We start from the raw sequence: 22569 nt of genomic DNA on the forward strand, positions 1-22569 counted from the left end.
GGCTCAGGTACGCGGCAGGGTGACGCCGCGCTGGCCTTGGTACTTGCCACCACGGTCCTTGTAGGACACTTCGCACTCTTCATCGGATTGGAGGAAGAGCATCTGCGCCACACCTTCGTTGGCGTAGATTTTCGCCGGCAGAGTGGTGGTGTTGGAGAATTCCAGGGTCACATGGCCTTCCCACTCAGGCTCGAGCGGGGTGACGTTGACGATGATGCCGCAACGGGCATAAGTGCTCTTGCCCAGGCAGATGGTCAGCACGTTGCGCGGAATGCGGAAGTACTCGACGGTGCGGGCCAGGGCGAAGGAGTTCGGCGGGATGATGCAGACATCGCTCTTGACGTCGACGAAGCTGCCGGCATCGAAATTCTTGGGGTCGACAGTGGCCGAGTTGATGTTGGTGAACACCTTGAATTCGTCGGCGCAACGCACGTCGTAACCGTAGCTGGAGACGCCGAAGGAGATGACTCGGCTGTCCTGCTCGCCGCGCACCTGGCGCTCGACGAACGGTTCGATCATGCCGTGTTCCTGCGCCATGCGGCGAATCCACTTGTCCGATTTGATGCTCATGGCGGGGTGTCCTGAAGGGTTGCAAGGTGAAAAACAAGACGCGCATCTTACCGGTCCCAGCGCCCAGGTTAAAGTTCCACGCCGCATCCCGCGCCGGACGGGGCTTGCGGCCGCCGCCGATCTGAATTTCATCAAAGGCCATCTTGGAGATTGGCAGGTTGCGGAAAGTGGGTTAAGGTGACGCCACTGTGCTGCACGTGACACCGAGAATCTCTAGTTTGATGCACGATCCTGATCGGCCCATCGCTGAATTTTCTGCTCTCTTTGCGCTCAGTCCCGGCCAGGGATTTTCCTGACCGTTTTCAACTTTATCCAAGGAGACAGAAAAATGTCCAACCGTCAATCCGGTGTTGTTAAGTGGTTCAACGATGAGAAAGGCTACGGCTTCATCACTCCTCAGTCGGGCGATGACCTGTTCGTGCACTTCAAAGCCATCCAAGCTGACGGCTTCAAAACCCTGAAAGAAGGCCAGGCTGTTACTTTCGTCGCTACCCGCGGCCAGAAAGGCATGCAGGCTGAAGAAGTTCAAATCGCCTAAGTCGATTTAGCTTCCTAGCTTTCAAAAAAACCCGCCTTCTGGCGGGTTTTTTTATGCCTGCGTCAAACACAGCCCACAAGCATTGAAATAGTACCTCTCCCTGTGGGAGCCGGCTTGCCGGCGATAGGAACCGAAGGGGCATTCGCCTGCCTCTGCCTCATCGCCGGCAAGCCGGCTCCCACATCGATCGCACTGGCCTGTGACCCTGCGCAATCGACCGGTCAATCTTCGCTGATGGTGATGCTCGGCATCGCCGGCGCTGCCGCTTCCTGCAACACGATGCGCGCGCCCACCTGACGGGCCAGCTCCTGATACACCATGGCGATCTGGCTTTCCGGCTCGGCGATCGCCGTCGGTTTGCCGCTGTCGGCCTGCTCACGGATCACCATCGACAATGGCAACGAGGCCAGTAGCTCGACGCCGTACTGCGCCGCCAGCTTCTCGCCGCCGCCTTCGCCGAACAGGTGCTCGGCGTGGCCGCAGTTCGAGCAGATGTGCACCGCCATGTTCTCCACCACGCCCAGCACGGGAATGTTGACCTTGCGGAACATCTCCACGCCTTTCTTGGCATCGAGCAGGGCCAGGTCCTGTGGCGTGGTGACGATCACCGAGCCGGCCACCGGCACTTTCTGCGCCAGGGTAAGCTGAATGTCACCGGTACCTGGCGGCATGTCGATCACCAGGTAGTCGAGGTCGTCCCAGGCCGTTTGGGTCACCAACTGCAACAACGCCCCCGATACCATCGGGCCACGCCAGACCATGGGCGTGTTGTCGTCGGTGAGGAAGGCCATGGACATGACCTCCACGCCATGGGCCTTGATCGGCACGAACCACTTCTGTTCGCGAATCTGTGGGCGAGTACCTTCGGCGATACCGAACATCACACCTTGGCTAGGGCCATAGATGTCGGCGTCGAGAATACCGACGCGAGCACCTTCGCGCGCCAGCGCAAGCGCCAGGTTGGCGGCGGTAGTCGACTTGCCGACTCCGCCCTTGCCCGAGGCCACGGCGACGATGTTCTTGACGTTGCCCAGGGCCGGCACCTGCGCCTGCGCCTTGTGCGCAGCGACCACGCAGTCGATCGACACCTGAGCCGAGGCGACGCCATCAAGGTTCTCGATCGCGGTCTGCAGCACCTGGGCCCAGCCATTCTTGAACAGGCCGGCGGCATAACCGAGCTGCAACTGCACAGCAACCTGACCGCCCTGGATATCGATGGCGCGCACGCAACCGGCGCTGACCGGGTCCAGGTTCAGGTAGGGGTCGGTGTACTGGCGAAGCACGCCTTCGACGGCGGCGCGGGTGACGACACTCATGGAGACTCCCATTGGCAAACTGAATGTGAAACAGACGCCTATCCTAACCCGTCAATCGTCAGCAGATGCGTGCACGGGGTGAAATATATTCGCGAGCCCTTTATAGTGGCCGATCACCCTCATTTTTACCCGAGCCGAATAAGTAGCCGAGCCACCATGTCCGAGCCACGTCAGATTCTCGTTACCAGCGCCCTGCCCTACGCCAATGGATCCATCCACCTTGGCCATATGCTCGAGTACATCCAGACGGACATGTGGGTTCGCTTCCAGAAGCTGCGCGGCAACCAGTGCATCTACGTCTGTGCCGACGACGCCCATGGTTCGGCCATCATGCTGCGCGCCGAGAAGGAAGGCATCACGCCCGAGCAGCTGATCGCCAGTGTGCAAGCCGAGCACAGCCGCGACTTCGCCGACTTCCTGGTGGACTTCGACAATTTCCACTCCACCCACAGCGAAGAGAACCGCGAGCTGTCCAGCCTGATCTACTCGCGCCTGCGCGAAGCCGGGCACATCGCCACCCGTTCTGTGACCCAGTACTTCGACCCGGAAAAGGGCATGTTCCTGGCCGACCGTTTCATCAAGGGCACCTGCCCCAAGTGTGCGGCCGAAGACCAGTACGGCGATAACTGCGAGAAATGCGGTGCCACCTACGCCCCGACCGAGCTGAAGAACCCGAAATCGGCGATTTCCGGTGCCACGCCGGTACTGCGCGACTCCCAGCACTTCTTCTTCAAGCTGCCGGACTTCCAGGCCATGCTGCAGCAGTGGACCCGCAGCGGCACCCTGCAGGACGCCGTGGCCAACAAGCTCGCCGAGTGGCTGGACTCGGGCCTTCAGGAGTGGGACATCTCGCGTGACGCGCCGTACTTCGGCTTCGAGATCCCTGGCGAGCCGGGCAAGTACTTCTACGTCTGGCTGGACGCGCCGATCGGCTACATGGCCAGCTTCAAGCATCTCTGCGCACGCCGCCCGGAGCTGGACTTCGATGCCTTCTGGAACGAAGGCTCCAAGGCCGAGCTGTACCACTTCATCGGCAAGGACATCGTCAACTTCCACGCCCTGTTCTGGCCAGCCATGCTCGAAGGCGCGGGCTTCCGCAAGCCGACCGCGGTCAACGTACACGGCTACCTGACGGTCAACGGCGCCAAGATGTCCAAGTCGCGCGGCACTTTCATCAAGGCCCGCACCTACCTGGATCACCTGCAGCCGGAATACCTGCGCTACTACTACGCAGCCAAGCTCGGCCGTGGCGTCGACGACCTCGACCTGAACCTCGAGGACTTCGTGCAGAAGGTCAACTCGGACCTGGTCGGCAAGGTGGTGAACATCGCCAGCCGCTGCGCAGGCTTCATTCACAAAGGCAATGAAGGCGTCATGGTTGCAGGCGATGCCGCACCGGAACTGACCGAAGCCTTCCTCGCCGCAGCCCCTTCCATTGCCGACGCCTACGAAGGCCGCGACTTTGGTCGTGCCATGCGCGAAATCATGGCCCTGGCCGACCGCGCCAATGCCTGGATTGCCGACAAGGCGCCGTGGTCGCTGGCCAAGCAGGAAGGCAAGCAGGACGAAGTGCAGGCGATCTGCGCCCAGGGCATCAACCTGTTCCGTCAGCTGGTGATCTTCCTCAAGCCAGTGCTGCCATTGCTGGCCGCCGACGCCGAAGCCTTCCTCAATGTCGCGCCGCTGACCTGGAACGATCACCAATCGCGCCTGGAAAACCATCAGCTCAACCCGTTCAAGGCCCTGATGAGCCGTATCGAACCGGCCAAGGTCGAAGCCATGGTCGCCGCCAGCAAGGAAGACCTGCTGGCAGCCGAAGCCAAGGCTCCGGCCGGCAATGGCGAACTGGCCAAGGACCCACTGTCGGCAGAAATCGAGTTCGACACCTTCGCCGCCGTCGACTTGCGCGTGGCGCTGATCGTCAAGGCTGAAGCGGTGCCGGGCGCTGACAAGCTGCTGCAACTGACCCTGGATATCGGCGACGAGCGTCGCAATGTGTTCTCGGGTATCAAGTCGGCGTATCCGGACCCGTCCAAGCTCGAAGGTCGCCTGACCATGATGGTGGCCAACCTCAAACCACGCAAAATGCGCTTTGGCGTGTCCGAAGGCATGGTCATGGCCGCCGGCCCAGGCGGCGAAGAGATCTACCTCCTCAGCCCTGACAGCGGTGCCAAACCAGGCCAGCGCATCAAGTAAGACCTTCTGCCCCGGCCTTAGCGCCGGGGCATTCATTTTCCCCTTCGTATGGCCGGACGCGCAGGCGAATCATGGCTATCGTCATCTACATGAACGATCACGTCCTGGTTCTGGTCAGTGCTGCGCTGATCAGCCACCTGTTCCTGCAACAACAGCCGCTGTCACGCCTGCGCATGCATGTGGGCGGCATGGCGGGCGCACTGACGACCGCCTTTGGCATTCCCCTGGCGCAACTGCTGGAACGCTGGGTGGTTGCACCCTGGCAAATCGAAGCATTGCGCCTGTTCCTGCTCCTGCCCTGGTTGGCTCTGCTGGCGTGGGGCGTGGTGCAAACCCTGTCAAGATTGCGCCCCCAGTGGCCCACCGAAGGGCTGATGCTGCCCATGCTGGGCAACGCCGTTGTGCTGGGTTTGGCACTGCAGACCATGGACGCACAAGGAAACTGGTTTGCAACCTTGGGCTGCAGCGTACTGGCGGGGCTTGGTTTCTGGCTGGCCCTGGCATTGTTCGACGACCTGCTACAACGCAGCGAGCACGCAGACGTCCCTATTGCGTTGCGTGGCCTGCCCATCACGCTGCTCGGTGCCGGCGTGATGGCCATGGCGTTCTCGGGCTTCAACGGACTATTCACACCATGAAGCTGACTCAGCGAATCGACGTTCTGCGGCGGCACGACCATGGCCTTACCTGACCCACGCCTGCGCAACGCCATGGGCCTGGTGCTGCTGGCCTGCATCCCAGGGCTGCTGGCATCGTTCTGGCTGCACGGCTGGGGCCTGCTGTTCAGCCTGGCGCTGTGCGTCAGCAGCGCGCTGTGCTGCGAAGCCGCCCTGCTGGCGTTGCGCGGTCAACCTGTGGCCAGCGCCCTGAACGACGGCAGCGCCCTGGTTACCGCGATGCTGCTCGCCGTCGCCCTGCCCACCCAGGCGCCCTGGTGGCTGCCGATGACGGCCACAGCCATTGCCATCGGCCTTGGCAAGCAGGCCTTCGGCGGTGTCGGCCGGAACCTGTTCAACCCCGCAATGGTGGGCTACGCCTTCGTGCTGCTGAGTTTCCCGCTGCAGATGAACCATTGGCCAGGGCAACTACCCGGGTTCCTGGACAGCCTGCACCTGGTGTTTGGCGGTGGCGAGCAGATCGACGCCTGGGCCAGCCCCACCGTACTCGATGGCCTGCGCCATAACCGCAGCCTGACAGTCGATGAACTGTTCGCCAGCCACCCCGGCTTCGGCAGTGTTGGCGGTCGTGGTGCCGAGTGGGTCAATCTGGCCTTTCTGTTTGGCGGCTTGTTCCTCCTGCAGCGCAGGGTTTATAGCTGGCACACACCCGCAGGCCTGCTGGGCGGGCTGACGCTGTTCAGCCTGCTGGCGTGGAATGGCTCGGGCTCGGATTCGAACGGCTCGCCATTGCTGCACCTGTTCTCCGGCTCGACCATGCTGGCGGCTTTTTTCATCGCCACCGAGCCCGTTTCCGGCCCGAAGGCAGGCCTGGCCAAGCTGTTGTTCGGCTTTGGCGCGGGCGTACTGATCTACCTGATCCGTAGCTGGGGCAGTTACCCGGATGGCACGGCATTCGCCATCCTGCTCATGAACCTGCTGGCCCCGGCCCTCGATCGGCTCGCCGAGCGGCGCCAGCAGGCCACATCATGAGCGCGCGCATGCGCAATGCCGCCTGGTTGCTGTTAGTGGCGGGGCTGGCCGTGGCGGCAACGCTGGCATGGCGGCAGTGGACCCGTGCACCCATCATCGAAGCCGAAAAACTCTGGTATACGCGTCAGTTTCTCGCAGTGTTGCCCGAACAAAGCTATGACAACCAACCCCTGGACACACCGCTGCCGCTTCCAGGCGAGCAACCGGCACGCAGCCGAATAACCGCCGCCTATCGCGCCACCTTGGCGATGAAGCCGACAGCAATCGTTCTAGTGAGCCAGGTCCAAGGCTATGCCGGCCCTATCCGGCTGGTCATCGCCATCAGTGCCGAGGGGCGACTGATCGGCACGCAAGTAATCGAGCAACAGGAAAGCCCCGGCCTGGGAGGCCGCATCAGTGACCCGCAGGTCAATTGGCTAGGGCAATTCGCCAACCGTCGCCTGGACGACCGCTGGGCACTCAGGCGCGATCAGGGCGACTTTGACCAACTGGCCGGCGCGACTGTAACTTCACGTGCCGTGATAGCTGCGCAACAGGAGGCCCTGGCCTATTTTGACCAGCATCGCACGCTGTTGCTTGGAGGCCCCGCCCATGAATAGTTACTGCTTGCTGGTGGCCGGCCTTGCACCGCTGATCGGCGCTACCCAGACGCTCGCTCAGGCCGCTACCCTGGGCTGCGGCATGGTGATGCTGAGCCTTTTCCACCAGCTGTTGTTGGCCCCACTGCGCCCACGCCTCACTGGGGCGGCGTACTGGCTGGCCAGCCTGATGCTGATTGCCGCCTTGGCCAGTTGCCTGCAACTGGCTTTGCGTGCCTGGGTACTGCCTCTGGCCTTGTCGCTCGGACACTACCCAGCCCTGATCTGCCTGCAATGCCTGGCTGCAGACCGGCTGCTGCCGGCCGAAGGCCGCTGGCGCCAGCTGCTCGTGCACGTCGCCGGCCTGCTGCTGCTCTACCTGCTGCTCGGCGCCAGCCGTCAATGGCTGGACCAAGGCTTGGGGCTGCATGCGGCGGGCCTTAGCTTTGGCGCGTTGCTACTGCTCGGCGCACTGTTGGCCTTGTACAATCGCCTGCGTCTGGGCCACGCCCCCTCTCGACGTCAAGGAACCCGTTGACCCCATGAATGCTGCCAAACGCCTGGAGATATTTCGCAGGCTGCACGAAGACAATCCCGACCCGAAGACAGAACTGGCTTACACCACACCTTTCGAATTGCTGGTGGCTGTCACCCTCTCTGCACAGTCCACCGATGTGGGTGTCAACAAGGCTACCGCCCGCCTGTTTCCAGTCGCCAATACCCCGCAAGCCATCTATGCGCTAGGGGTCGCAGGCCTGAGCGAATACATCAAGACAATCGGCCTTTACAACAGCAAGGCCAAGAACGTCATCGAAGCCTGTCGCTTGCTGATCGAGCGCCATGGTGGCGAAGTACCACAAACCCGTGAAGCGCTCGAAGCCCTCCCGGGCGTGGGGCGTAAAACGGCCAATGTCGTGCTCAATACCGCATTCAGACAGCCAACCATGGCGGTGGACACGCACATTTTTAGAGTGAGCAACCGCACTGGCATCGCACCCGGCAAGACTGTGCTCGAGGTGGAGAAGAAGCTGGTGAAGTTCGTGCCCAAGGACTACCTGCTCGATGCACACCATTGGCTCATTCTGCACGGGCGCTATGTCTGCCAGGCACGCAAGCCCCGGTGCGGCAGTTGCCGGATCGAAGATTTATGCGAGTACAAGCAGAAGACATCTGACGATTGATTCGATAGCGAAAAGATATGGGTTTCGATTGAAAAAATCTTTTTTACCAGGCTTCGCTTTCTGGTTATAAGGACGGCCAATGGCCCATTGGCTTGGAGCGACCCATGAGTACCGATAAAGACGACCTGTCAATCGAAGATGACTTTGCCCCCTCTGACGACGAAGCGGAGCCGCAGGTGGAAACCGCGAAGACCAACCTCAGCAAGCGTCGGACCATTGACAATCTCCTGGAAGAACGTCGCCTGAAGCGGCAACTCGCAGATTTCGACTACGACTTGTAGCCTGACGGAAAGCCTCCATTGCGGAGGCTTTCTGCAGTCAGGCTTCACGTCAGGCCATGCCGCCGGGCCAGTTCGATCAGGTCCACCAGCGAGTGGGCATTGAGCTTCAGCAACAATCGGGTTTTGTAGGTACTGACCGTCTTGTTGCTGAGGAACATGCTTTCGGCGATTTCCTTGTTCGATTTCCCGCGCGCCAGTTGCTGCAGCACCATCATCTCCCTCGCCGACAGACGATCGACCATCTCCATTTCACTGCCCGCCCCCGCGCGCCCCCGCGACTTGTGCAGGGCCTGGTTGGGGAAATAGCTATAGCCGGACAGTACCGCCTTGATCGCGCTGAGCAGCTCGGTGAGTTCCTGCTGTTTGCACACATAGCCGCAAGCACCCGCCTGCATGCAGCGCATGGAAAAGTGCCCGGGTGCCTGCGACGTCAGTACCAGCACTCGGCTCCCCGGGCTGGCAGAAGATAAACGGGCAATAACCTCCAGCCCGTCAAGTTTGGGAATACCGATATCCAGTACCACAATATCGGGGAGGTACTCCCTTGTAAGCTGCAAGGCTGCTACTCCGTTGTCGGTTTCCGCGACCACATCGTAGCCATGCCGCTCCATCAGCATGCGCACTGCCAGGCGTATGACCGGGTGGTCATCCACGATAAGGACTTTATTCATGCGATATCCATTCATTCATTATTTTGCTTTGACGACGGCTCACCATAACCGAGCCATGTGCTCAATGGCGTGTCAAACACCAGAGCAAATACATGAATAGATGAGCCTTACGTCGTTTTAGGAATTTTCCTACAAGCAATAACTTACAAGTCACTTATCAAGAAGCTAACCCACGTGGCAAGTCAGTTGTTTTTACAGGCGCACCTTTCAATTGCAACGGAAGATAGCGGGATCATTTTCATGGATCGGAAAAAATCCAGCATTCGGCCAGGGAGCGCCAATGGGTTTAGATAGGCAAAACGGCAGGAGACGCCGCCATGACAAGCCAACCCGCAGCCCCATTGACCATCATCGCCGTGTTCGCCGGCATCATCGAATCTTCGGCGCTGGCAACGCTCCCCTTCCTTAGCGAGGAGAGTCAGAACCTGTATACATGGTTCCTTGTAGGGTTTCCGTTTTTTCTGACGGCGCTGTTTTTCTTGACGCTTAACTTCAACTACAAATCGCTCTACAAACCCGAGGAAACCGGCAACGTGTACGCGCAAGCTGCCAGTGCACCGGAACATAAAGAAAAACAATCCACATTGGCCGAAACAGAACCTATCACGGTCATGCTCTCTGGCCCCAATGCGCAACAGATGATTACCCAACAGGTACTGAAGACCTTGGCTCAGCCCCACGAATCAGGTCGCACCTGGGTGTTTTGCAATCTGGATAAACAGCAATGCTTTCGCCTGTCTGTAGATGACCTGCCAGAAAATACAGCACAGTTCATCAACTAGATGCGCAAAAAAAACCCCGACCGGAGTCGGGGTTCTCTACAGCGCTTTGCTCAACGTGGCGTTAGAGCAATGCACGGCCTTTGTTCGCGGCAATGCGCATGCGCAGTGCGTTGAGCTTGATGAAGCCTGCAGCATCGGCCTGGTTGTAGGCGCCGCCGTCTTCCTCGAAGGTCGCGATGTTGGCATCGAACAGCGAATCGTCCGACTTGCGACCGACCACCGTAACGTTGCCCTTGTACAGTTTCAGGCGCACCACACCATTCACGTTGACCTGCGAAGCGTCGATCATCTGCTGCAGCATCAGACGCTCCGGGCTCCACCAGTAGCCGGTGTAGATCAAGCTGGCGTACTTCGGCATCAGCTCATCTTTCAGGTGAGCGACTTCGCGGTCCAGGGTGATCGACTCGATGGCACGGTGGGCCTTGAGCATGATGGTGCCGCCTGGGGTTTCGTAGCAGCCACGCGACTTCATGCCCACGTAACGGTTCTCGACGATGTCCAGACGGCCGATGCCGTTGGCGCCGCCAATGCGGTTCAGGTCGGCCAGCACGGTGGCTGGGGACTTCTCTACGCCGTCGATGGCGACGATGTCACCGTTGCGGTAGGTCAGTTCGAGGTAGGTCGCCTGGTCCGGAGCGTTCTCCGGCGAGACGCTCCAACGCCACATGTCTTCTTCGTGCTCGGTCCAGGTATCTTCCAGGACACCGCCTTCGTACGAGATGTGCAGCAAGTTGGCGTCCATCGAGTACGGCGACTTCTTCTTGCCGTGGCGCTCGATCGGGATACCGTGCTTTTCGGCGTAGTCCATCAGTTTCTCGCGGGACAGCAGGTCCCACTCGCGCCATGGTGCGATGACCTTGACGCCTGGCTTGAGCGCGTAGGCACCCAGCTCGAAACGCACCTGGTCGTTACCTTTGCCGGTGGCGCCATGGGAAATGGCGTCGGCGCCGGTTTCGTTGGCGATCTCGATCAGGCGCTTGGCGATCAGCGGACGGGCGATGGAAGTACCCAGCAGGTACTCGCCTTCGTAGACGGTGTTGGCGCGGAACATCGGGAAGACGAAATCACGCACGAATTCTTCGCGCAGGTCGTCGATGTAGATCTCTTTGACGCCCATAGCCTGGGCTTTGGCGCGAGCCGGCTCGACTTCTTCGCCCTGCCCCAGGTCAGCGGTGAAGGTCACCACTTCGCAGTTGTAGGTATCCTGCAGCCACTTGAGAATCACCGAAGTATCAAGGCCGCCGGAATACGCCAGTACGACCTTTTTTACGTCCGCCATGCCATCACTCCACGGGGTTGTACGGAAAAGGCCCGATTCTACCGGCGTTACGGATAAATTTACAGTGGGGCGACAGCTTCTGACGACAAAGCGACAGGAACTGTCGTGGGCGCGACGCCCTGTCGCACCTTAGGAGGCTTTTGCAGCAGGGGTGGCCGGCGCGTTCGTGGCAGGCGCTGCGGCAGGCGCTGCTGCCGGCGCTGGAACGGGTTGCAGCGCCGGCTGCTCGGCAGGTTTTTCGACCGGGGTAACGCGGTCCAGTTCGATATTCACACGGCGATTGCGCGCGCGGTTGGCGGCACTGTTGTTTTTCACCAACGGGTACCGCTCACCGTGGAAACGTACGGTGATCTGATTTTCCGCGATGCCATGGGCGACCAGGTAATCGGCCACCGCCAGCGCGCGGCGGCGCGAAGTATCTCGGTTGGTCAGGCGATTACCGCTGTTGTCCGAGTGGCCGTTGAGCTCGATGTGGTTGACCGTCGGATCCGCCTTCAGGTACTCGACGATCAGATCCAGACGCGCCCGTGCCGCTGCGTCCAGGTCAATGCCTGATCCAGGGAAACCGATCTGGGTCTGGCGCACCTGGTCGTAATTCATGGCCAACATCTTCCCGGCGCATACCTGGTAATCGTTGTAGGCCTTGGCAAAGCTCACCGGCAGCACCCGCACTTCCATCGGCCGCCCACCTTCGCTTGCGTAACTGCGCACCACGGTGCTGCGCCCGTCGAGCAGGCCGTTGATCAGGCGGCTGGCCTGGCCCTGGGAAGTGGTGAACAGCACGCCGTTGCGGGCCATGCGCACGGCGCCGAGGTTGATATCGTTGCGCCCTGGTTGCCAGGGCGCCGCTGCTGCCAGCAAGGTCGCCGAGCCGGCACCGAGCACGTTGCTGTCCGAACGCAACTGGAATACTGGCTGCTCACCCGCCCGGCGCACGAATTCGCCACTGCCGAAACCGTCGATCGGCTGTATCAGGCGGCATTCGAACTGGTCACCCTCGACCTTCCAGGCAATGTTCTCCATACGGGTCTGGAAAGTCAGTGCGCCGGCCGGCAGGCTGGCGAACAGGGTCAACAGGGCTAGGTAACGCTGGCGCACGGGCGGCTCCACTTTTTCTGACGGCTTACCTGCAGGCTATCGGACGCCGACCGGAAAACTTGATAGCCGTGCTCAGCCCAGGGTTTTCCGGTAGCATTGACGCTTGAGTTCGACCCGCCTGGAATCCCCAATGTCCGATCGCCTGACCCTCCTGCGTCCCGACGACTGGCACATCCATCTACGCGATGGTGCCGTCCTGCCCCATACCGTTGGCGATGTGGCGCGTACCTTCGCCCGTGCCATCATCATGCCCAACCTGGTTCCGCCGGTACGTAATGCCGTCGAAGCTGGCGCCTACCGCGAGCGCATTCTCGCCGCCCGCCCGGCCGGCAGCCGTTTCGAGCCGCTGATGGTGCTGTACCTTACCGACCGCACCAGCCCCGAGGACATCCGCGCGGCCAAGGCCAGTGGCATCGTGTACGCCGCCAAGCTGTACCCGGCCGGCGCCACCACCAACTCCGATTCGGGCGTGACCAGCATCGACAATATCTTCCCGGCCATCGAGGCACTGGCGGAGACCGGCCTGCCCTTGCTGGTGCATGGCGAAGTGACACGCAGCGAGATCGACGTGTTCGATCGCGAAAAGCGTTTCATCGACGAGCACATGCGTCGCCTGGTAGAACGCTTCCCGACGCTGAAAGTGGTGTTCGAGCACATCACCACAGCCGATGCCGCGCAGTTCGTCACCGAAGCGCCGGCCAACGTCGGCGCGACCATCACCGCCCAGCACCTGTTGTACAACCGCAACCACATGCTGGTCGGCGGCATCCGCCCGCACTTCTATTGCCTGCCGATCCTCAAGCGCAACACCCACCAGGTGGCGCTGCTGGACGCTGCGACCAGCGGCAACCCGAAATTCTTCCTCGGTACCGACTCGGCCCCACACGCCCGCCACGCCAAGGAAGCGGCCTGCGGCTGCGCCGGTTGCTACACCGCCTATGCGGCCATCGAGATGTATGCCGAAGCCTTCGAACAGCGCAACGCGCTCGACAAGCTCGAAGGTTTCGCCAGCCTGCACGGCCCGGCCTTCTATGGCCTGCCGGCAAACACCGACACCATTACCCTGGTCCGCGAAGAGTGGACTGCCCCGGACAGCCTGCCCTTCGGCGAGCAGACCGTGGTTCCGCTGCGCGCCGGTGAGAAGCTGCGCTGGCGCCTGCTGGAGGGCAACGCGTGAGCGAAGACCTCTACGAAGACGACCAGGACGGCCAGGCCAGCGGCGGTTCGCGCCACCCCATGGCCGAGCGTTTCCGGGGCTACCTGCCAGTGGTCGTGGATGTCGAGACCGGCGGCTTCAATAGCGCCACCGACGCCTTGCTGGAAATCGCCGCCGTGACCATTGGCATGGACGAGAAAGGCTTCCTGTTTCCCGAGCATACCTACTTCTATCGGGTAGAGCCGTTCGAGGGCGCCAACATCGAACCTGCCGCGCTGGAATTCACCGGGATCAAGCTGGACCACCCACTGCGCATGGCGGTGAGCGAAGAAAGCGCGCTGACCGACATCTTCCGTGGCGTGCGCAAGGCGCTCAAGGCCAATGGCTGCAAGCGGGCTATCCTGGTCGGCCACAACAGCAGCTTCGACCTGGGCTTCCTTAATGCCGCAGTGTCGCGCAACGACCTCAAGCGCAACCCGTTCCACCCGTTCTCCAGCTTCGATACCGCGACGCTGGCCGGCCTCGCCTATGGCCAGACCGTGCTGGCACGGGCCTGCCAGAGCGCCGATATCGACTTCGATGGGCGCGAGGCGCACTCGGCGCGGTATGACACCGAGAAGACTGCCGAACTGTTCTGCGGCATCGTCAATCGCTGGAAAGAAATGGGCGGCTGGCGCGACTTCAACGATTGAGTCGAGGTCCCCATCGCCGGCAAGCCGGCTCCCACAAGTACTCCACAATCTCCGAGCCTGTGGTGATCATGTGGGAGCCGGCTTGCCGGCGATAAGGCCGTAACAGGCACTGGAAGCCTCGAGTTCCAGGCACAAAAAAACCGGCCACCAGGGCCGGTTTTTTTCATGCGCGCGGCAATTACAGCTTGCCAGCGTTCTCGCTCAGGTAGGCAGCAACGCCTTCTGGCGAAGCGTTCATGCCCTTGTCGCCTTTCTTCCAGTTGGCCGGGCAGACTTCGCCGTGCTCTTCGTGGAATTGCAGAGCGTCGACCAGACGCAGCAGCTCGTCCATGTTGCGGCCCAGTGGCAGGTCGTTGACGATCTGCGAGCGCACGACACCGTTGGTGTCGATCAGGAAGGCGCCACGGAAAGCCACGCCGCCTTCGGACTCAACGTCGTAGGCCTTGCAGATTTCGTGGGTCATGTCGGCTGCCAGGGTGTACTTCACCTGGCCGATGCCGCCATTGTTGACCGGGGTGTTGCGCCAGGCGTTGTGGGTGAAGTGCGAGTCGATCGACACGCCGATCACTTCGACGTTGCGCGCCTGGAAGTCAGGGATGCGGTTGTCCAGGGCGATCAGCTCGGACGGGCAGACGAAGGTGAAGTCCAGCGGGTAGAAGAACACCAGGCCGTACTTGCCCTTGATGGCCGAGGCCAGGTTGAAGCTGTCGACGATTTCGCCGTTGCCCAGCACAGCTGGAACGGTGAAGTCGGGGGCTTGTTTGCCAACGAGTACGCTCATTGTAATCTCCTGATGAGGGTGAAGAACTATTTGCCGGGCCAAGGCAGGCTTGCCCGACATCCAACAAAGGCCGACCATCATACACGGCTTCTGATGACAGGCCGAATCCAACCGCCGGTCGCTCAAGCACACCCCTTTCAGAAAGTCCTTTGACAAGCATTCTCATTAACATTAAGCTCCAATCCATCGACTCAACCCGCGATGGTCAGCCCTTATGTATGTGTGTCTTTGTGTCGGCGTCACCGACGGACAGATCCGCGATGCGATCTATGAAGGATGCTGCAGTTACAAGGAAGTCCGCGCTGCGACCAACGTCGCCAGCCAGTGTGGCAAATGTGCCTGCCTGGCCAAGCAGGTGGTACGCGAAACGCTCACCGACCTGCAGGTGAGCCAGCAAGCCGCCCTGCCCTATCCGGTGGAATTTACCGCCGCTTGATAGCACCGAATTTGAAGAACCGGACCTTGTGTCCGGTTTTTTTATGCCCGGAATTCAATAAGTTAGCGTTCCAACGCGGTTCACAAACATTCTTATTCCTATTAATTTTCACTTATTATTCAAGAACTTAGGTTTGACAGGCCTAAGTAACAGGCTCAAACTTCTCTGTATTGGCACACTTCTACAGGGCAGGAACCCGAAATGAAAGGCGACGTAAGCGTCATCCAGCATCTCAACAAGATCCTCGGAAACGAGCTGGTCGCGATCAACCAGTACTTCCTGCACGCACGCATGTACGAAGATTGGGGCCTGAACAAGCTCGGCAAGCACGAGTACAAGGAATCCATCGATGAGATGAAGCACGCTGACAAATTGATCAAGCGTATTCTCTTCCTCGAAGGCATCCCCAATGTTCAGGACCTGGGCAAGCTGCTGATTGGCGAGCACACCAAAGAAATGCTCGAGTGCGACCTGAAGATCGAGCAGAAAGGCCTGGCCGACCTGAAAGCCGCCATCGCCCACTGCGAAACCGTCGGCGACTTCGGCTCGCGTGACCTGCTCGAAGAGATCCTCGAATCCGAGGAAGAGCACATCGATTGGCTGGAAACCCAACTGAGCCTGATCGACAAGATTACCCTCGAGAACTACCTGCAATCGCAGATGGGCGAAGAGTAATTTTCGCAGGCAATAAAAAACCCGCCTTGAGCGGGTTTTTTATTGCCTGCCTGATAATCAGGCTTCGGAAGCCTTGGCCTTGGCGGCAGCTTCCTTGATCAGGGTCTGCAGCTCACCCTTCTCGAACATTTCCAGCATGATGTCGCTACCGCCGACCAGCTCGCCGGCTACCCACAGTTGCGGGAAGGTTGGCCAGTTGGCGTACTTGGGCAGGTTGGCGCGGATTTCCGGGTTCTGCAGGATGTCGACGTAGGCGAACTTCTCGCCGCACTGCATGACGGCCTGCGAGGCGCGGGACGAGAAGCCACACTGTGGGGCATTCGGCGAGCCTTTCATGTAAAGCAGAATGGTGTTGTTGGCAATCTGCTCTTTGATCGTTTCGATGATATCCATGTAGCACCTCGGCTGAACTTTGCGACGCAGTCGTCGGACGGTGACGCATTGTAACGGAATCCCAAGCGGCGTGCTCGGCCTCTGCCATCGTTCAGGCGGCCTCCACCTGCACAGGCACGCCATTGAGCGCAGCATTGCCGGACACTTGGTCGCGTAGGCACTCATCAGTCAGGTCGTTGGCACTGACGCCAGGTTGTGCCTGGGCGATTTCCAGGTGCACGCCCAGGCGACCATGGCCGAAGCCATGGGGCAGGCTGACCACGCCGGGCATCATGTCGTCGCAGGCTTGCACCTCGACTTCCAGGGTGCCGGTCCGCGAGCGAATACGCACTTGCTGGCCATCCTGAAGGTTCCGCTGCTGCAAGTCTTGCGGGTGCATCAACAGTTGATGGCGTGGCTTGCCTTTGACCAGTCGATGAAAGTTGTGCATCCAGGAGTTGTTGCTGCGGATGTGACGGCGACCGATCAGCAACAACTCATCCGCGTTCGGCGGCGCCTGCCGGGCAAGCCGGTGCAAGTCGTCCAGCAGCACCTGGGGCGCCGCCTCGACCGCCTTGCTGGCAGTTCCCAGCCGCTGGCCGAGGTTTGCCCGCAGCGGCCCCAGGTCCAGGCCGTGAGGGTAATAGTCCAGGGTTGCCAACGAAAGCTTGAAGGCGGATGTCTCGCCGTAACGGCCTTGGCGCAGGGCCAGGTCGACCATCTTAGCCGGGGGCACAGTCGGTTTCAGTTCAACTTCGGCACGCTCGGCAAACGCGCGCGCCAGGCCAACGAAGATTTCCCAGTCATGCAGTGCCCCATCCGGCTTGGCCAGGATCGCCCGGTTGAAGCGCGTGACGTTGCGTATGGCCAGCAGATTGAAGGTGCTGTCGTAGTGGTCGTTCTCCAGCGCCGAAGTGGACGGCAGGATCAAGTCTGCGTGGCGCGTGGTCTCGTTGATGTAGAGGTCGATGCTTAACATGAACTCCAAGCCCTGCAGTGCCCTGTCGAGCTGACGACCATTGGGTGTCGACAGCACCGGGTTACCTGCCACAGTCACCAGTGCGCGGACCTGGCCTTCGCCTGGCGTGAGCATTTCTTCGGCCAGGGCCGCCACCGGCAGTTCTCCGCCGTATTCGGGCAAGCCCGACACGCGGCTCTGCCAGGCGTTGAAATGCCCGCCCGAGGTGCTTGCCACCAGGTCGACGGCAGGTTCGGTGCACAGCGCCCCACCCTCGCGGTCGAGGTTGCCGGTGACCAGGTTGATCAGTTGGACCAGCCAGTGGCAAAGGCTACCGAAGGCCTGGGTAGACACCCCCATGCGGCCATAGCAGACCGCTTTGTCGGCCGCCGCGAAGTCCCGTGCCAGCTGGCGGATGTCCGCTGCGTCGATGCCGCAATGTGCGCTCATCGCCTCGGCGCTGAACGGGGCGATGGCCTCGCGCACCTGCTGCAGGCCGTTCACCGGCAAGTGCGTGCCACGCGCCAGGCGCTCGTCGAACACTGTGTGCAGCAGGGCGCTGAGCAAGGCCGCATCACCACCTGGACGCACGAACAGGTGCTGGTCGGCCATCGCCGCGGTTTCGCTGCGTCGCGGGTCGACCACCACCAACCGCCCGCCGCGGGCACGCAAAGCCTTCAGGCGCTTTTCCACATCTGGCACCGTCATGATGCTGCCGTTGGAGGCCAATGGGTTGCCGCCGAGGATCAGCATGAACTGGGTATGGTCGATATCAGGGATCGGCAATAGCAGGCCGTGGCCGTACATCAGGTGGCTGGTCAGGTGCTGAGGGAGCTGGTCCACCGAAGTGGCAGAGAAACGGTTACGAGTCTTGAGCAGACCCAGGAAATAGTTGCTGTGGGTCATCAACCCGTAGTTGTGCACGCTGGGGTTGCCTTGATACACCGCCACGGCATTGCGCCCATGGGCCTGTTGTATCGCCCAGAGCTTATCGGCGGCCAGGGCGAACGCTTCGTCCCAACCAATGGCCTGCCACTGTTCGCCAACCCGCTTATGGGGTTGGCGCAGGCGGTCGGGGTCATGCTGGATATCTTGCAATGCCACCGCCTTGGGGCAGATATGGCCGCGGCTGAAAGGATCGTCCGGGTCACCCTTGATCGAGCTGATCCGCGCGGGCATGCCTGGTTCATGGCTGACTTCGATATTCAGCCCGCAGATGGCTTCGCACAGGTGACAGGCACGGTGATGCAGGGTCTTGGTCATGGCCGCCTCTGCTTGTTGTAGTCGAAGGGTGACTATGCGCCCTGCCCTGCCCCTCTTCCACCCAGCTTCGTGATGTGAATCCTGCGACATCAGGCAGACGATTCGCGCCAGCCCTGGGCAAAGCCATTTGCCAAATTGCCAGCAAGCCGTGTACAAACCCTGTAGCAAATAAAAAACAGCACACGCTCAACGGGTTGATACACCCTTTGCAACAGAGCCGCTGTTTCCCCTCTTGGTTTTAGGCGACATTTAATTATAGTATTGCGCCTTTCCCTATTTCGTCCGCCCCGTGCGGCTTACGCCGCAGGTCACTCCCGTTGTCAAAAAAAACCATACGGTCGACCTGCATTTCGTTGCAGATAAGGTAGTCAATCATGAGCGCTAGGCACTTTCTCTCCCTGCTGGACTTCACCACCGACGAATTGCTCGGTGTGATCCGCCGCGGCATCGAGCTGAAGGACCTACGCAAGCGAGGCGTGCTGTTCGAGCCGCTGAAGAACCGCGTACTGGGCATGATCTTCGAGAAGTCCTCGACCCGTACCCGCGTGTCGTTCGAGGCTGGCATGATTCAGCTCGGTGGCCAGGCGATCTTCCTGTCCCCGCGCGACACCCAGCTGGGCCGTGGCGAGCCGATCAGCGACAGCGCCATCGTGCTGTCGAGCATGCTCGATGCGGTGATGATCCGTACCCACGCACACAGCACCCTCACCGAGTTCGCCGCCAACTCGCGGGTGCCGGTGATCAACGGCCTGTCGGACGAATCGCACCCTTGCCAGTTGCTGGCCGACATGCAGACCTTCGTCGAGCACCGTGGCTCGATCCAGGGCAAGACCGTGGCCTGGATAGGTGATGGCTTCAACATGTGCAACTCGTACATCGAAGCCGCCCGCCAGTTCGACTTCCAGCTGCGCATCGCCTGCCCGGAAGGCTACGAACCGGATCCACGCTTCATGGCGCTGGGCGGTGACCGGGTACAGATCATCCGTGATCCGAAGGAAGCCGTGCGTGGCGCCCACCTGGTGACCACCGACGTCTGGACTTCCATGGGTCAGGAGGAGGAAACTGCACGGCGCCTGGCGCATTTCGCGCCTTACCAGGTCACCCGCGAACTGCTCGACCTGGCGGCACCCGATGCCCTGTTCATGCATTGCCTGCCCGCCCACCGCGGCGAGGAAATCAGCCAGGACCTGCTCGACGACCCGCGTTCGGTCGCCTGGGACCAAGCTGAAAACCGGCTGCATGCGCAGAAGGCCCTTCTCGAATTCCTTGTCGAACCGGCTTACCACCACGCATGAGTCAACCCCTACTGCTCAACCTGCGCAACCTCGCCTGCGGCTACGGCGACCAGCGCATCGTCCAGAACCTCAACCTGCACCTCAATGCAGGCGACATCGGTTGCCTGCTGGGGTCTTCAGGGTGCGGCAAGACCACCACACTGCGCGCCATCGCCGGCTTCGAGCCGGTACACGAGGGTGAAATACAGCTGGCCGGCGAAGTCATATCCCGCGCCGGCTTCACCCAGGCACCCGAAAAGCGCCGGATCGGCATGGTGTTTCAGGACTACGCGCTGTTCCCGCACCTGACCGTGGCACAGAACATTGCCTTTGGCATCGCCAAGCACCCGCGCCAGGCGCAGGTGGTCGAGGAAATGCTGGAGCTGGTCAAGCTCGGCGGCCTCGGAGGGCGCTACCCGCACGAATTGTCCGGAGGCCAGCAGCAACGTGTCGCCCTGGCCCGAGCATTGGCCCCGGAACCGCAACTGCTGCTGCTCGACGAGCCGTTTTCCAACCTGGACGTGGAGCTGCGCCGGCGCCTGAGCCATGAGGTCCGCGACATCCTGAAAAGCCGCGGCACCAGTGCGATCCTGGTCACCCACGACCAGGAAGAAGCCTTCGCGGTCAGCGACCACGTGGGCGTGTTCAAGGAAGGCCGCCTGGAGCAGTGGGATACCCCCTACAACCTCTACCACGAACCGCAGACACCGTTCGTTGCCAGCTTCATCGGCCAGGGCTATTTCATCCGTGGCCAGATGAGTAGCCATGAGGCGGTCAATACCGAGCTGGGTGAGCTGCGCGGCAATCGCGCCTACATCATGGCCCCTGGAAGTTCGGTAGATGTGCTGCTGCGTCCTGACGACATCGTCCACGCGCCAGACAGTGCTCTGCGCGCCAGCATCGCTGGCAAGAGCTTCCTTGGCGCGTCGACCCTGTACCGCTTGCAACTGCCGACCGGCAGCCAGCTGGAAGCGATCTTCCCAAGCCATATCGACCATCAGGTAGGTGAGGAAGTGGGAATTGCGGTCAAGGCCGACCACCTGGTGTTGTTCCCGGTGCCGGGCAGTGTCGCGGCACAATTGCCGCGGCAAGAGAATGGGGTTCGTCGCTTCAGTTCGGCGACCTGATGACCTAGCGAGGGGCTGCAATGCAGCCCCTCGTGCTTTCTACCCCCGGCCAATTCCGGCGAACGTGCCCTGAGTCTGCTCGGCCAGCACCGTCGCTGCCAATTCGACCTCCAAGCCTCGCCGCCCAGCGCTGACATGGATGGTTGCAAAATTCTGCGCGGAGTCATCGATGAAAGTGCGCAGACGCTTCTTTTGCCCCAGCGGGCTGATGCCGCCTACCAGGTAGCCGGTGGCTCGCTGCGCGGCCGCCGGATCGGCCATTTCGCACTTCTTCACACCCGCGGCATGGGCCAGCGCCTTGAGGTCCAGCGTACCCACCACCGGTACGACTGCCACCAGCAACTCGCCTTTCTCACTGCTTGCCAACAAGGTCTTGAATACCTGCTGCGGGTCGAGCCCGAGCTTTTCCGCCGCCTCCAGCCCGTATGACGCCGATTTGGGGTCATGTTCATAACTGTGCACGCGGTGTTCGGCGCGGGCTTTTTTCAGCAGGTCGAGGGCGGGGGTCATGCAAAGGCTCCGGTCTGGGACAGGTCGGCGGCTACTTTAGGACAATTCCCACCACTCAGCCAGCTCATGGCCTACGCGCACGTCTAGCGTGCGGATTCAACCCGGCAGCGGCCGTTCAGAACGTGACCGATGGTTCACTTTCGACCTTTGACATAAGCGTTTCTTGTCTATATTTTTTCGTTTCTGAATAAATGGTGCCCTTTTTAGGTGCATTCCTATATCCGCCCGGGGTCAACGGGGATAGACACCGGGCCTTGCTGTCGAGCGCCACGCGCCTCACAACAAAAAAAACGAGGTCATACATGACGACTGCTCTACGCGAACCCACATTGTCCAGCCAATGCCTGGCCGAATTCCTCGGCACAGCGTTGCTGATCTTCTTCGGTACCGGTTGTGTCGCCGCCCTCAAGGTCGCGGGCGCCAGCTTCGGCCTTTGGGAAATCAGCATCATCTGGGGGGTCGGTGTGAGCATGGCGATCTACCTCACCGCCGGGATTTCCGGCGCTCACCTGAACCCGGCGGTAAGCATCGCGCTTGCCGTATTTGCCGGCTTCGACAAGCGCAAGCTGCCGTTCTACATGCTTGCGCAGGTCTGCGGTGCGTTCTGTGGCGCGGCGCTGGTCTACACCCTCTACAGCAACCTGTTCTTCGATTTCGAACAAGCCCATGCCATGTTGCGTGGCAGCAGCGAGAGCCTGGAACTGGCCTCGGTGTTTTCCACCTACCCACATCCTTTGCTGTCCACCGGCCAGGCATTCCTCGTCGAAGTGGTGATCACTGCCATTCTGATGGCAGTGATCATGGCCCTGACCGACGACAACAACGGCCTGCCGCGCGGGGCAATGGCGCCGCTGCTGATCGGCTTGCTGATCGCCGTGATTGGCAGCGCGATGGGCCCGCTGACCGGTTTCGCGATGAACCCAGCGCGCGATTTCGGGCCAAAACTGATGACCTTCCTGGCCGGTTGGGGCGAAATCGCCTTCACTGGCGGTCGGGACATCCCTTATTTCCTGGTTCCGGTGTTCGCACCGATCCTCGGCGCTTGCCTGGGTGCCGCGACGTATCGCGGCCTGATAGCCCGCAACCTGCCCGCGGCGGCAAGCGTGAACCCAGAGACAAACGACAATCGCCAGGGCGATACTCAAGCCAACTGATGCGGCGCCCTGACCCCCTCATTTTGCAAGGC

At 61.0% G+C, this 22569-nt stretch carries 25 protein-coding genes; 16 read left to right on the top strand and 9 right to left on the bottom strand.

Annotation, left to right across the window (positions count from 1 at the left end; all coding sequences use genetic code 11):
* Positions 1 to 3: 3 nt before the first annotated feature.
* Positions 4 to 570 (bottom strand): dCTP deaminase, encoded by a 567-nt coding sequence (dcd, locus tag KU43P_RS21315; protein WP_317659406.1) that lies wholly within the window; start codon positions 568 to 570, stop codon positions 4 to 6.
* Between the two features lie 328 nt (positions 571 to 898).
* On the opposite strand from dcd, the gene KU43P_RS21320 reads away from it, so the two are divergent.
* Positions 899 to 1108: a cold-shock protein gene (locus KU43P_RS21320; protein ID WP_003254922.1), complete on the top strand. Its 210-nt coding sequence runs from the start codon at positions 899 to 901 to the stop codon at positions 1106 to 1108.
* A gap of 221 nt (positions 1109 to 1329) precedes the next feature.
* On the opposite strand, the gene apbC is transcribed toward KU43P_RS21320, so the two are convergent.
* The gene (gene apbC, locus KU43P_RS21325) at positions 1330 to 2424 is read right to left on the bottom strand and encodes an iron-sulfur cluster carrier protein ApbC (RefSeq protein ID WP_317659407.1); all 1095 of its coding nucleotides are present in this window, start codon (positions 2422 to 2424) and stop codon (positions 1330 to 1332) included.
* A gap of 156 nt (positions 2425 to 2580) precedes the next feature.
* Here apbC and metG point away from each other — a divergent pair, with 156 nt between their 5' ends.
* The 7 genes from metG (at position 2581) to KU43P_RS21360 (ending at position 8309) form a co-directional block, all read left to right on the top strand.
* A complete protein-coding gene (gene metG, locus KU43P_RS21330; protein WP_317659409.1) occupies positions 2581 to 4620 on the top strand; it encodes a methionine--tRNA ligase in 2040 nt (679 codons plus the stop codon).
* A gap of 89 nt (positions 4621 to 4709) precedes the next feature.
* Positions 4710 to 5258 (top strand): Rnf-Nqr domain containing protein, encoded by a 549-nt coding sequence (locus tag KU43P_RS21335; RefSeq protein WP_317663888.1) that lies wholly within the window; start codon positions 4710 to 4712, stop codon positions 5256 to 5258.
* Positions 5259 to 5297: 39 nt separating this feature from the next.
* A complete protein-coding gene (locus tag KU43P_RS21340) occupies positions 5298 to 6269 on the top strand; it encodes an RnfABCDGE type electron transport complex subunit D (protein WP_317659410.1) in 972 nt (323 codons plus the stop codon).
* Complete coding sequence (locus KU43P_RS21345; protein WP_317659411.1) at positions 6266 to 6868, top strand: RnfABCDGE type electron transport complex subunit G; 603 nt, start codon at positions 6266 to 6268, stop codon at positions 6866 to 6868. The genes KU43P_RS21340 and KU43P_RS21345 overlap by 4 nt, the downstream gene beginning before the upstream one ends.
* Positions 6861 to 7385, top strand: a complete 525-nt coding sequence (locus KU43P_RS21350; RefSeq protein ID WP_317659412.1) for an Rnf-Nqr domain containing protein — start codon at positions 6861 to 6863, stop codon at positions 7383 to 7385. The genes KU43P_RS21345 and KU43P_RS21350 overlap by 8 nt, the downstream gene beginning before the upstream one ends.
* Positions 7386 to 7389: 4 nt before the next feature.
* Positions 7390 to 8028 carry an endonuclease III gene (nth, locus tag KU43P_RS21355; protein ID WP_317659413.1) on the top strand — a complete coding sequence of 213 codons (639 nt, stop codon included), beginning with the start codon at positions 7390 to 7392 and terminating at the stop codon, positions 8026 to 8028.
* Between the two features lie 104 nt (positions 8029 to 8132).
* A complete protein-coding gene (locus tag KU43P_RS21360) occupies positions 8133 to 8309 on the top strand; it encodes a PA3496 family putative envelope integrity protein (protein ID WP_317659414.1) in 177 nt (58 codons plus the stop codon).
* Between the two features lie 44 nt (positions 8310 to 8353).
* Here KU43P_RS21360 and KU43P_RS21365 read toward each other — a convergent pair whose 3' ends face one another.
* Entirely contained in the window at positions 8354 to 8980 is a 627-nt protein-coding gene (locus KU43P_RS21365) for a response regulator transcription factor (RefSeq protein WP_317659415.1), read from the bottom strand.
* Between the two features lie 317 nt (positions 8981 to 9297).
* Here KU43P_RS21365 and KU43P_RS21370 point away from each other — a divergent pair, with 317 nt between their 5' ends.
* A complete protein-coding gene (locus tag KU43P_RS21370) occupies positions 9298 to 9762 on the top strand; it encodes a hypothetical protein (protein WP_317659417.1) in 465 nt (154 codons plus the stop codon).
* A gap of 61 nt (positions 9763 to 9823) precedes the next feature.
* Here the strand turns inward: KU43P_RS21370 and KU43P_RS21375 are convergent, their stop codons facing one another.
* Both KU43P_RS21375 and KU43P_RS21380 read right to left on the bottom strand, forming a co-directional pair.
* Positions 9824 to 11041, bottom strand: coding sequence for an argininosuccinate synthase (locus KU43P_RS21375; RefSeq protein ID WP_317659419.1), 1218 nt, complete (start codon positions 11039 to 11041; stop codon positions 9824 to 9826).
* A gap of 129 nt (positions 11042 to 11170) precedes the next feature.
* Positions 11171 to 12139: a flagellar protein MotY gene (locus KU43P_RS21380; RefSeq protein WP_317659420.1), complete on the bottom strand. Its 969-nt coding sequence runs from the start codon at positions 12137 to 12139 to the stop codon at positions 11171 to 11173.
* A 130-nt stretch (positions 12140 to 12269) separates the two neighbouring features.
* Between KU43P_RS21380 and pyrC the strand changes: the two genes are divergently transcribed.
* A complete protein-coding gene (pyrC, locus tag KU43P_RS21385; RefSeq protein ID WP_016395688.1) occupies positions 12270 to 13316 on the top strand; it encodes a dihydroorotase in 1047 nt (348 codons plus the stop codon).
* Positions 13317 to 13375: 59 nt separating this feature from the next.
* Positions 13376 to 13987: a ribonuclease T gene (gene rnt / locus KU43P_RS21390; protein ID WP_411567265.1), complete on the top strand. Its 612-nt coding sequence runs from the start codon at positions 13376 to 13378 to the stop codon at positions 13985 to 13987.
* Positions 13988 to 14165: 178 nt separating this feature from the next.
* Here the strand turns inward: rnt and KU43P_RS21395 are convergent, their stop codons facing one another.
* On the bottom strand, positions 14166 to 14768 hold the full coding sequence (locus KU43P_RS21395) for a peroxiredoxin (RefSeq protein WP_023629028.1): 603 nt from the start codon (positions 14766 to 14768) through the stop codon (positions 14166 to 14168).
* 214 nt (positions 14769 to 14982) lie between these two features.
* Between KU43P_RS21395 and KU43P_RS21400 the strand changes: the two genes are divergently transcribed.
* On the top strand, positions 14983 to 15204 hold the full coding sequence (locus tag KU43P_RS21400) for a bacterioferritin-associated ferredoxin (protein WP_152954499.1): 222 nt from the start codon (positions 14983 to 14985) through the stop codon (positions 15202 to 15204).
* A gap of 201 nt (positions 15205 to 15405) precedes the next feature.
* Positions 15406 to 15879, top strand: coding sequence for a bacterioferritin (gene bfr / locus KU43P_RS21405; RefSeq protein WP_016395686.1), 474 nt, complete (start codon positions 15406 to 15408; stop codon positions 15877 to 15879).
* A gap of 57 nt (positions 15880 to 15936) precedes the next feature.
* Here bfr and grxD read toward each other — a convergent pair whose 3' ends face one another.
* Together grxD and KU43P_RS21415 are read right to left on the bottom strand one after the other, a co-directional pair.
* Entirely contained in the window at positions 15937 to 16272 is a 336-nt protein-coding gene (gene grxD / locus KU43P_RS21410; RefSeq protein ID WP_274908984.1) for a Grx4 family monothiol glutaredoxin, read from the bottom strand.
* A gap of 91 nt (positions 16273 to 16363) precedes the next feature.
* The gene (locus KU43P_RS21415; protein WP_317659422.1) at positions 16364 to 18472 is read right to left on the bottom strand and encodes a molybdopterin oxidoreductase family protein; all 2109 of its coding nucleotides are present in this window, start codon (positions 18470 to 18472) and stop codon (positions 16364 to 16366) included.
* Between the two features lie 374 nt (positions 18473 to 18846).
* On the opposite strand from KU43P_RS21415, the gene argF reads away from it, so the two are divergent.
* Both argF and KU43P_RS21425 read left to right on the top strand, forming a co-directional pair.
* Positions 18847 to 19767, top strand: coding sequence for an ornithine carbamoyltransferase (argF, locus tag KU43P_RS21420; protein ID WP_317659424.1), 921 nt, complete (start codon positions 18847 to 18849; stop codon positions 19765 to 19767).
* A complete protein-coding gene (locus KU43P_RS21425) occupies positions 19764 to 20873 on the top strand; it encodes an ABC transporter ATP-binding protein (RefSeq protein ID WP_317659426.1) in 1110 nt (369 codons plus the stop codon). The genes argF and KU43P_RS21425 overlap by 4 nt, the downstream gene beginning before the upstream one ends.
* Before the next feature lie 39 nt (positions 20874 to 20912).
* On the opposite strand, the gene ybaK is transcribed toward KU43P_RS21425, so the two are convergent.
* Positions 20913 to 21383 (bottom strand): Cys-tRNA(Pro) deacylase, encoded by a 471-nt coding sequence (ybaK, locus tag KU43P_RS21430; protein ID WP_317659428.1) that lies wholly within the window; start codon positions 21381 to 21383, stop codon positions 20913 to 20915.
* Positions 21384 to 21685: 302 nt separating this feature from the next.
* On the opposite strand from ybaK, the gene KU43P_RS21435 reads away from it, so the two are divergent.
* Entirely contained in the window at positions 21686 to 22537 is an 852-nt protein-coding gene (locus tag KU43P_RS21435) for an MIP/aquaporin family protein (protein ID WP_317659429.1), read from the top strand.
* The last annotated feature ends 32 nt before the right edge of the window (positions 22538 to 22569 follow it).

This window comes from Pseudomonas sp. KU43P (assembly GCF_033095865.1).
In the GTDB taxonomy this organism is placed as follows: domain Bacteria; phylum Pseudomonadota; class Gammaproteobacteria; order Pseudomonadales; family Pseudomonadaceae; genus Aquipseudomonas.

What these genes read in the sequence shown, in the direction of transcription:
- dcd (WP_317659406.1), bottom strand. Translation starts at nt 570, where the DNA reads ATGAGCATCAAATCGGACAAGTGGATTCGCCGCATGGCGCAGGAACAC.
- KU43P_RS21320 (WP_003254922.1), top strand. Translation starts at nt 899, where the DNA reads ATGTCCAACCGTCAATCCGGTGTTGTTAAGTGGTTCAACGATGAGAAA.
- apbC (WP_317659407.1), bottom strand. Translation starts at nt 2,424, where the DNA reads ATGAGTGTCGTCACCCGCGCCGCCGTCGAAGGCGTGCTTCGCCAGTAC.
- metG (WP_317659409.1), top strand. Translation starts at nt 2,581, where the DNA reads ATGTCCGAGCCACGTCAGATTCTCGTTACCAGCGCCCTGCCCTACGCC.
- KU43P_RS21335 (WP_317663888.1), top strand. Translation starts at nt 4,710, where the DNA reads ATGAACGATCACGTCCTGGTTCTGGTCAGTGCTGCGCTGATCAGCCAC.
- KU43P_RS21340 (WP_317659410.1), top strand. Translation starts at nt 5,298, where the DNA reads ATGGCCTTACCTGACCCACGCCTGCGCAACGCCATGGGCCTGGTGCTG.
- KU43P_RS21345 (WP_317659411.1), top strand. Translation starts at nt 6,266, where the DNA reads ATGAGCGCGCGCATGCGCAATGCCGCCTGGTTGCTGTTAGTGGCGGGG.
- KU43P_RS21350 (WP_317659412.1), top strand. Translation starts at nt 6,861, where the DNA reads ATGAATAGTTACTGCTTGCTGGTGGCCGGCCTTGCACCGCTGATCGGC.
- nth (WP_317659413.1), top strand. Translation starts at nt 7,390, where the DNA reads ATGAATGCTGCCAAACGCCTGGAGATATTTCGCAGGCTGCACGAAGAC.
- KU43P_RS21360 (WP_317659414.1), top strand. Translation starts at nt 8,133, where the DNA reads ATGAGTACCGATAAAGACGACCTGTCAATCGAAGATGACTTTGCCCCC.
- KU43P_RS21365 (WP_317659415.1), bottom strand. Translation starts at nt 8,980, where the DNA reads ATGAATAAAGTCCTTATCGTGGATGACCACCCGGTCATACGCCTGGCA.
- KU43P_RS21370 (WP_317659417.1), top strand. Translation starts at nt 9,298, where the DNA reads ATGACAAGCCAACCCGCAGCCCCATTGACCATCATCGCCGTGTTCGCC.
- KU43P_RS21375 (WP_317659419.1), bottom strand. Translation starts at nt 11,041, where the DNA reads ATGGCGGACGTAAAAAAGGTCGTACTGGCGTATTCCGGCGGCCTTGAT.
- pyrC (WP_016395688.1), top strand. Translation starts at nt 12,270, where the DNA reads ATGTCCGATCGCCTGACCCTCCTGCGTCCCGACGACTGGCACATCCAT.
- rnt (WP_411567265.1), top strand. Translation starts at nt 13,376, where the DNA reads ATGGCCGAGCGTTTCCGGGGCTACCTGCCAGTGGTCGTGGATGTCGAG.
- KU43P_RS21395 (WP_023629028.1), bottom strand. Translation starts at nt 14,768, where the DNA reads ATGAGCGTACTCGTTGGCAAACAAGCCCCCGACTTCACCGTTCCAGCT.
- KU43P_RS21400 (WP_152954499.1), top strand. Translation starts at nt 14,983, where the DNA reads ATGTATGTGTGTCTTTGTGTCGGCGTCACCGACGGACAGATCCGCGAT.
- bfr (WP_016395686.1), top strand. Translation starts at nt 15,406, where the DNA reads ATGAAAGGCGACGTAAGCGTCATCCAGCATCTCAACAAGATCCTCGGA.
- grxD (WP_274908984.1), bottom strand. Translation starts at nt 16,272, where the DNA reads ATGGATATCATCGAAACGATCAAAGAGCAGATTGCCAACAACACCATT.
- KU43P_RS21415 (WP_317659422.1), bottom strand. Translation starts at nt 18,472, where the DNA reads ATGACCAAGACCCTGCATCACCGTGCCTGTCACCTGTGCGAAGCCATC.
- argF (WP_317659424.1), top strand. Translation starts at nt 18,847, where the DNA reads ATGAGCGCTAGGCACTTTCTCTCCCTGCTGGACTTCACCACCGACGAA.
- KU43P_RS21425 (WP_317659426.1), top strand. Translation starts at nt 19,764, where the DNA reads ATGAGTCAACCCCTACTGCTCAACCTGCGCAACCTCGCCTGCGGCTAC.
- ybaK (WP_317659428.1), bottom strand. Translation starts at nt 21,383, where the DNA reads ATGACCCCCGCCCTCGACCTGCTGAAAAAAGCCCGCGCCGAACACCGC.
- KU43P_RS21435 (WP_317659429.1), top strand. Translation starts at nt 21,686, where the DNA reads ATGACGACTGCTCTACGCGAACCCACATTGTCCAGCCAATGCCTGGCC.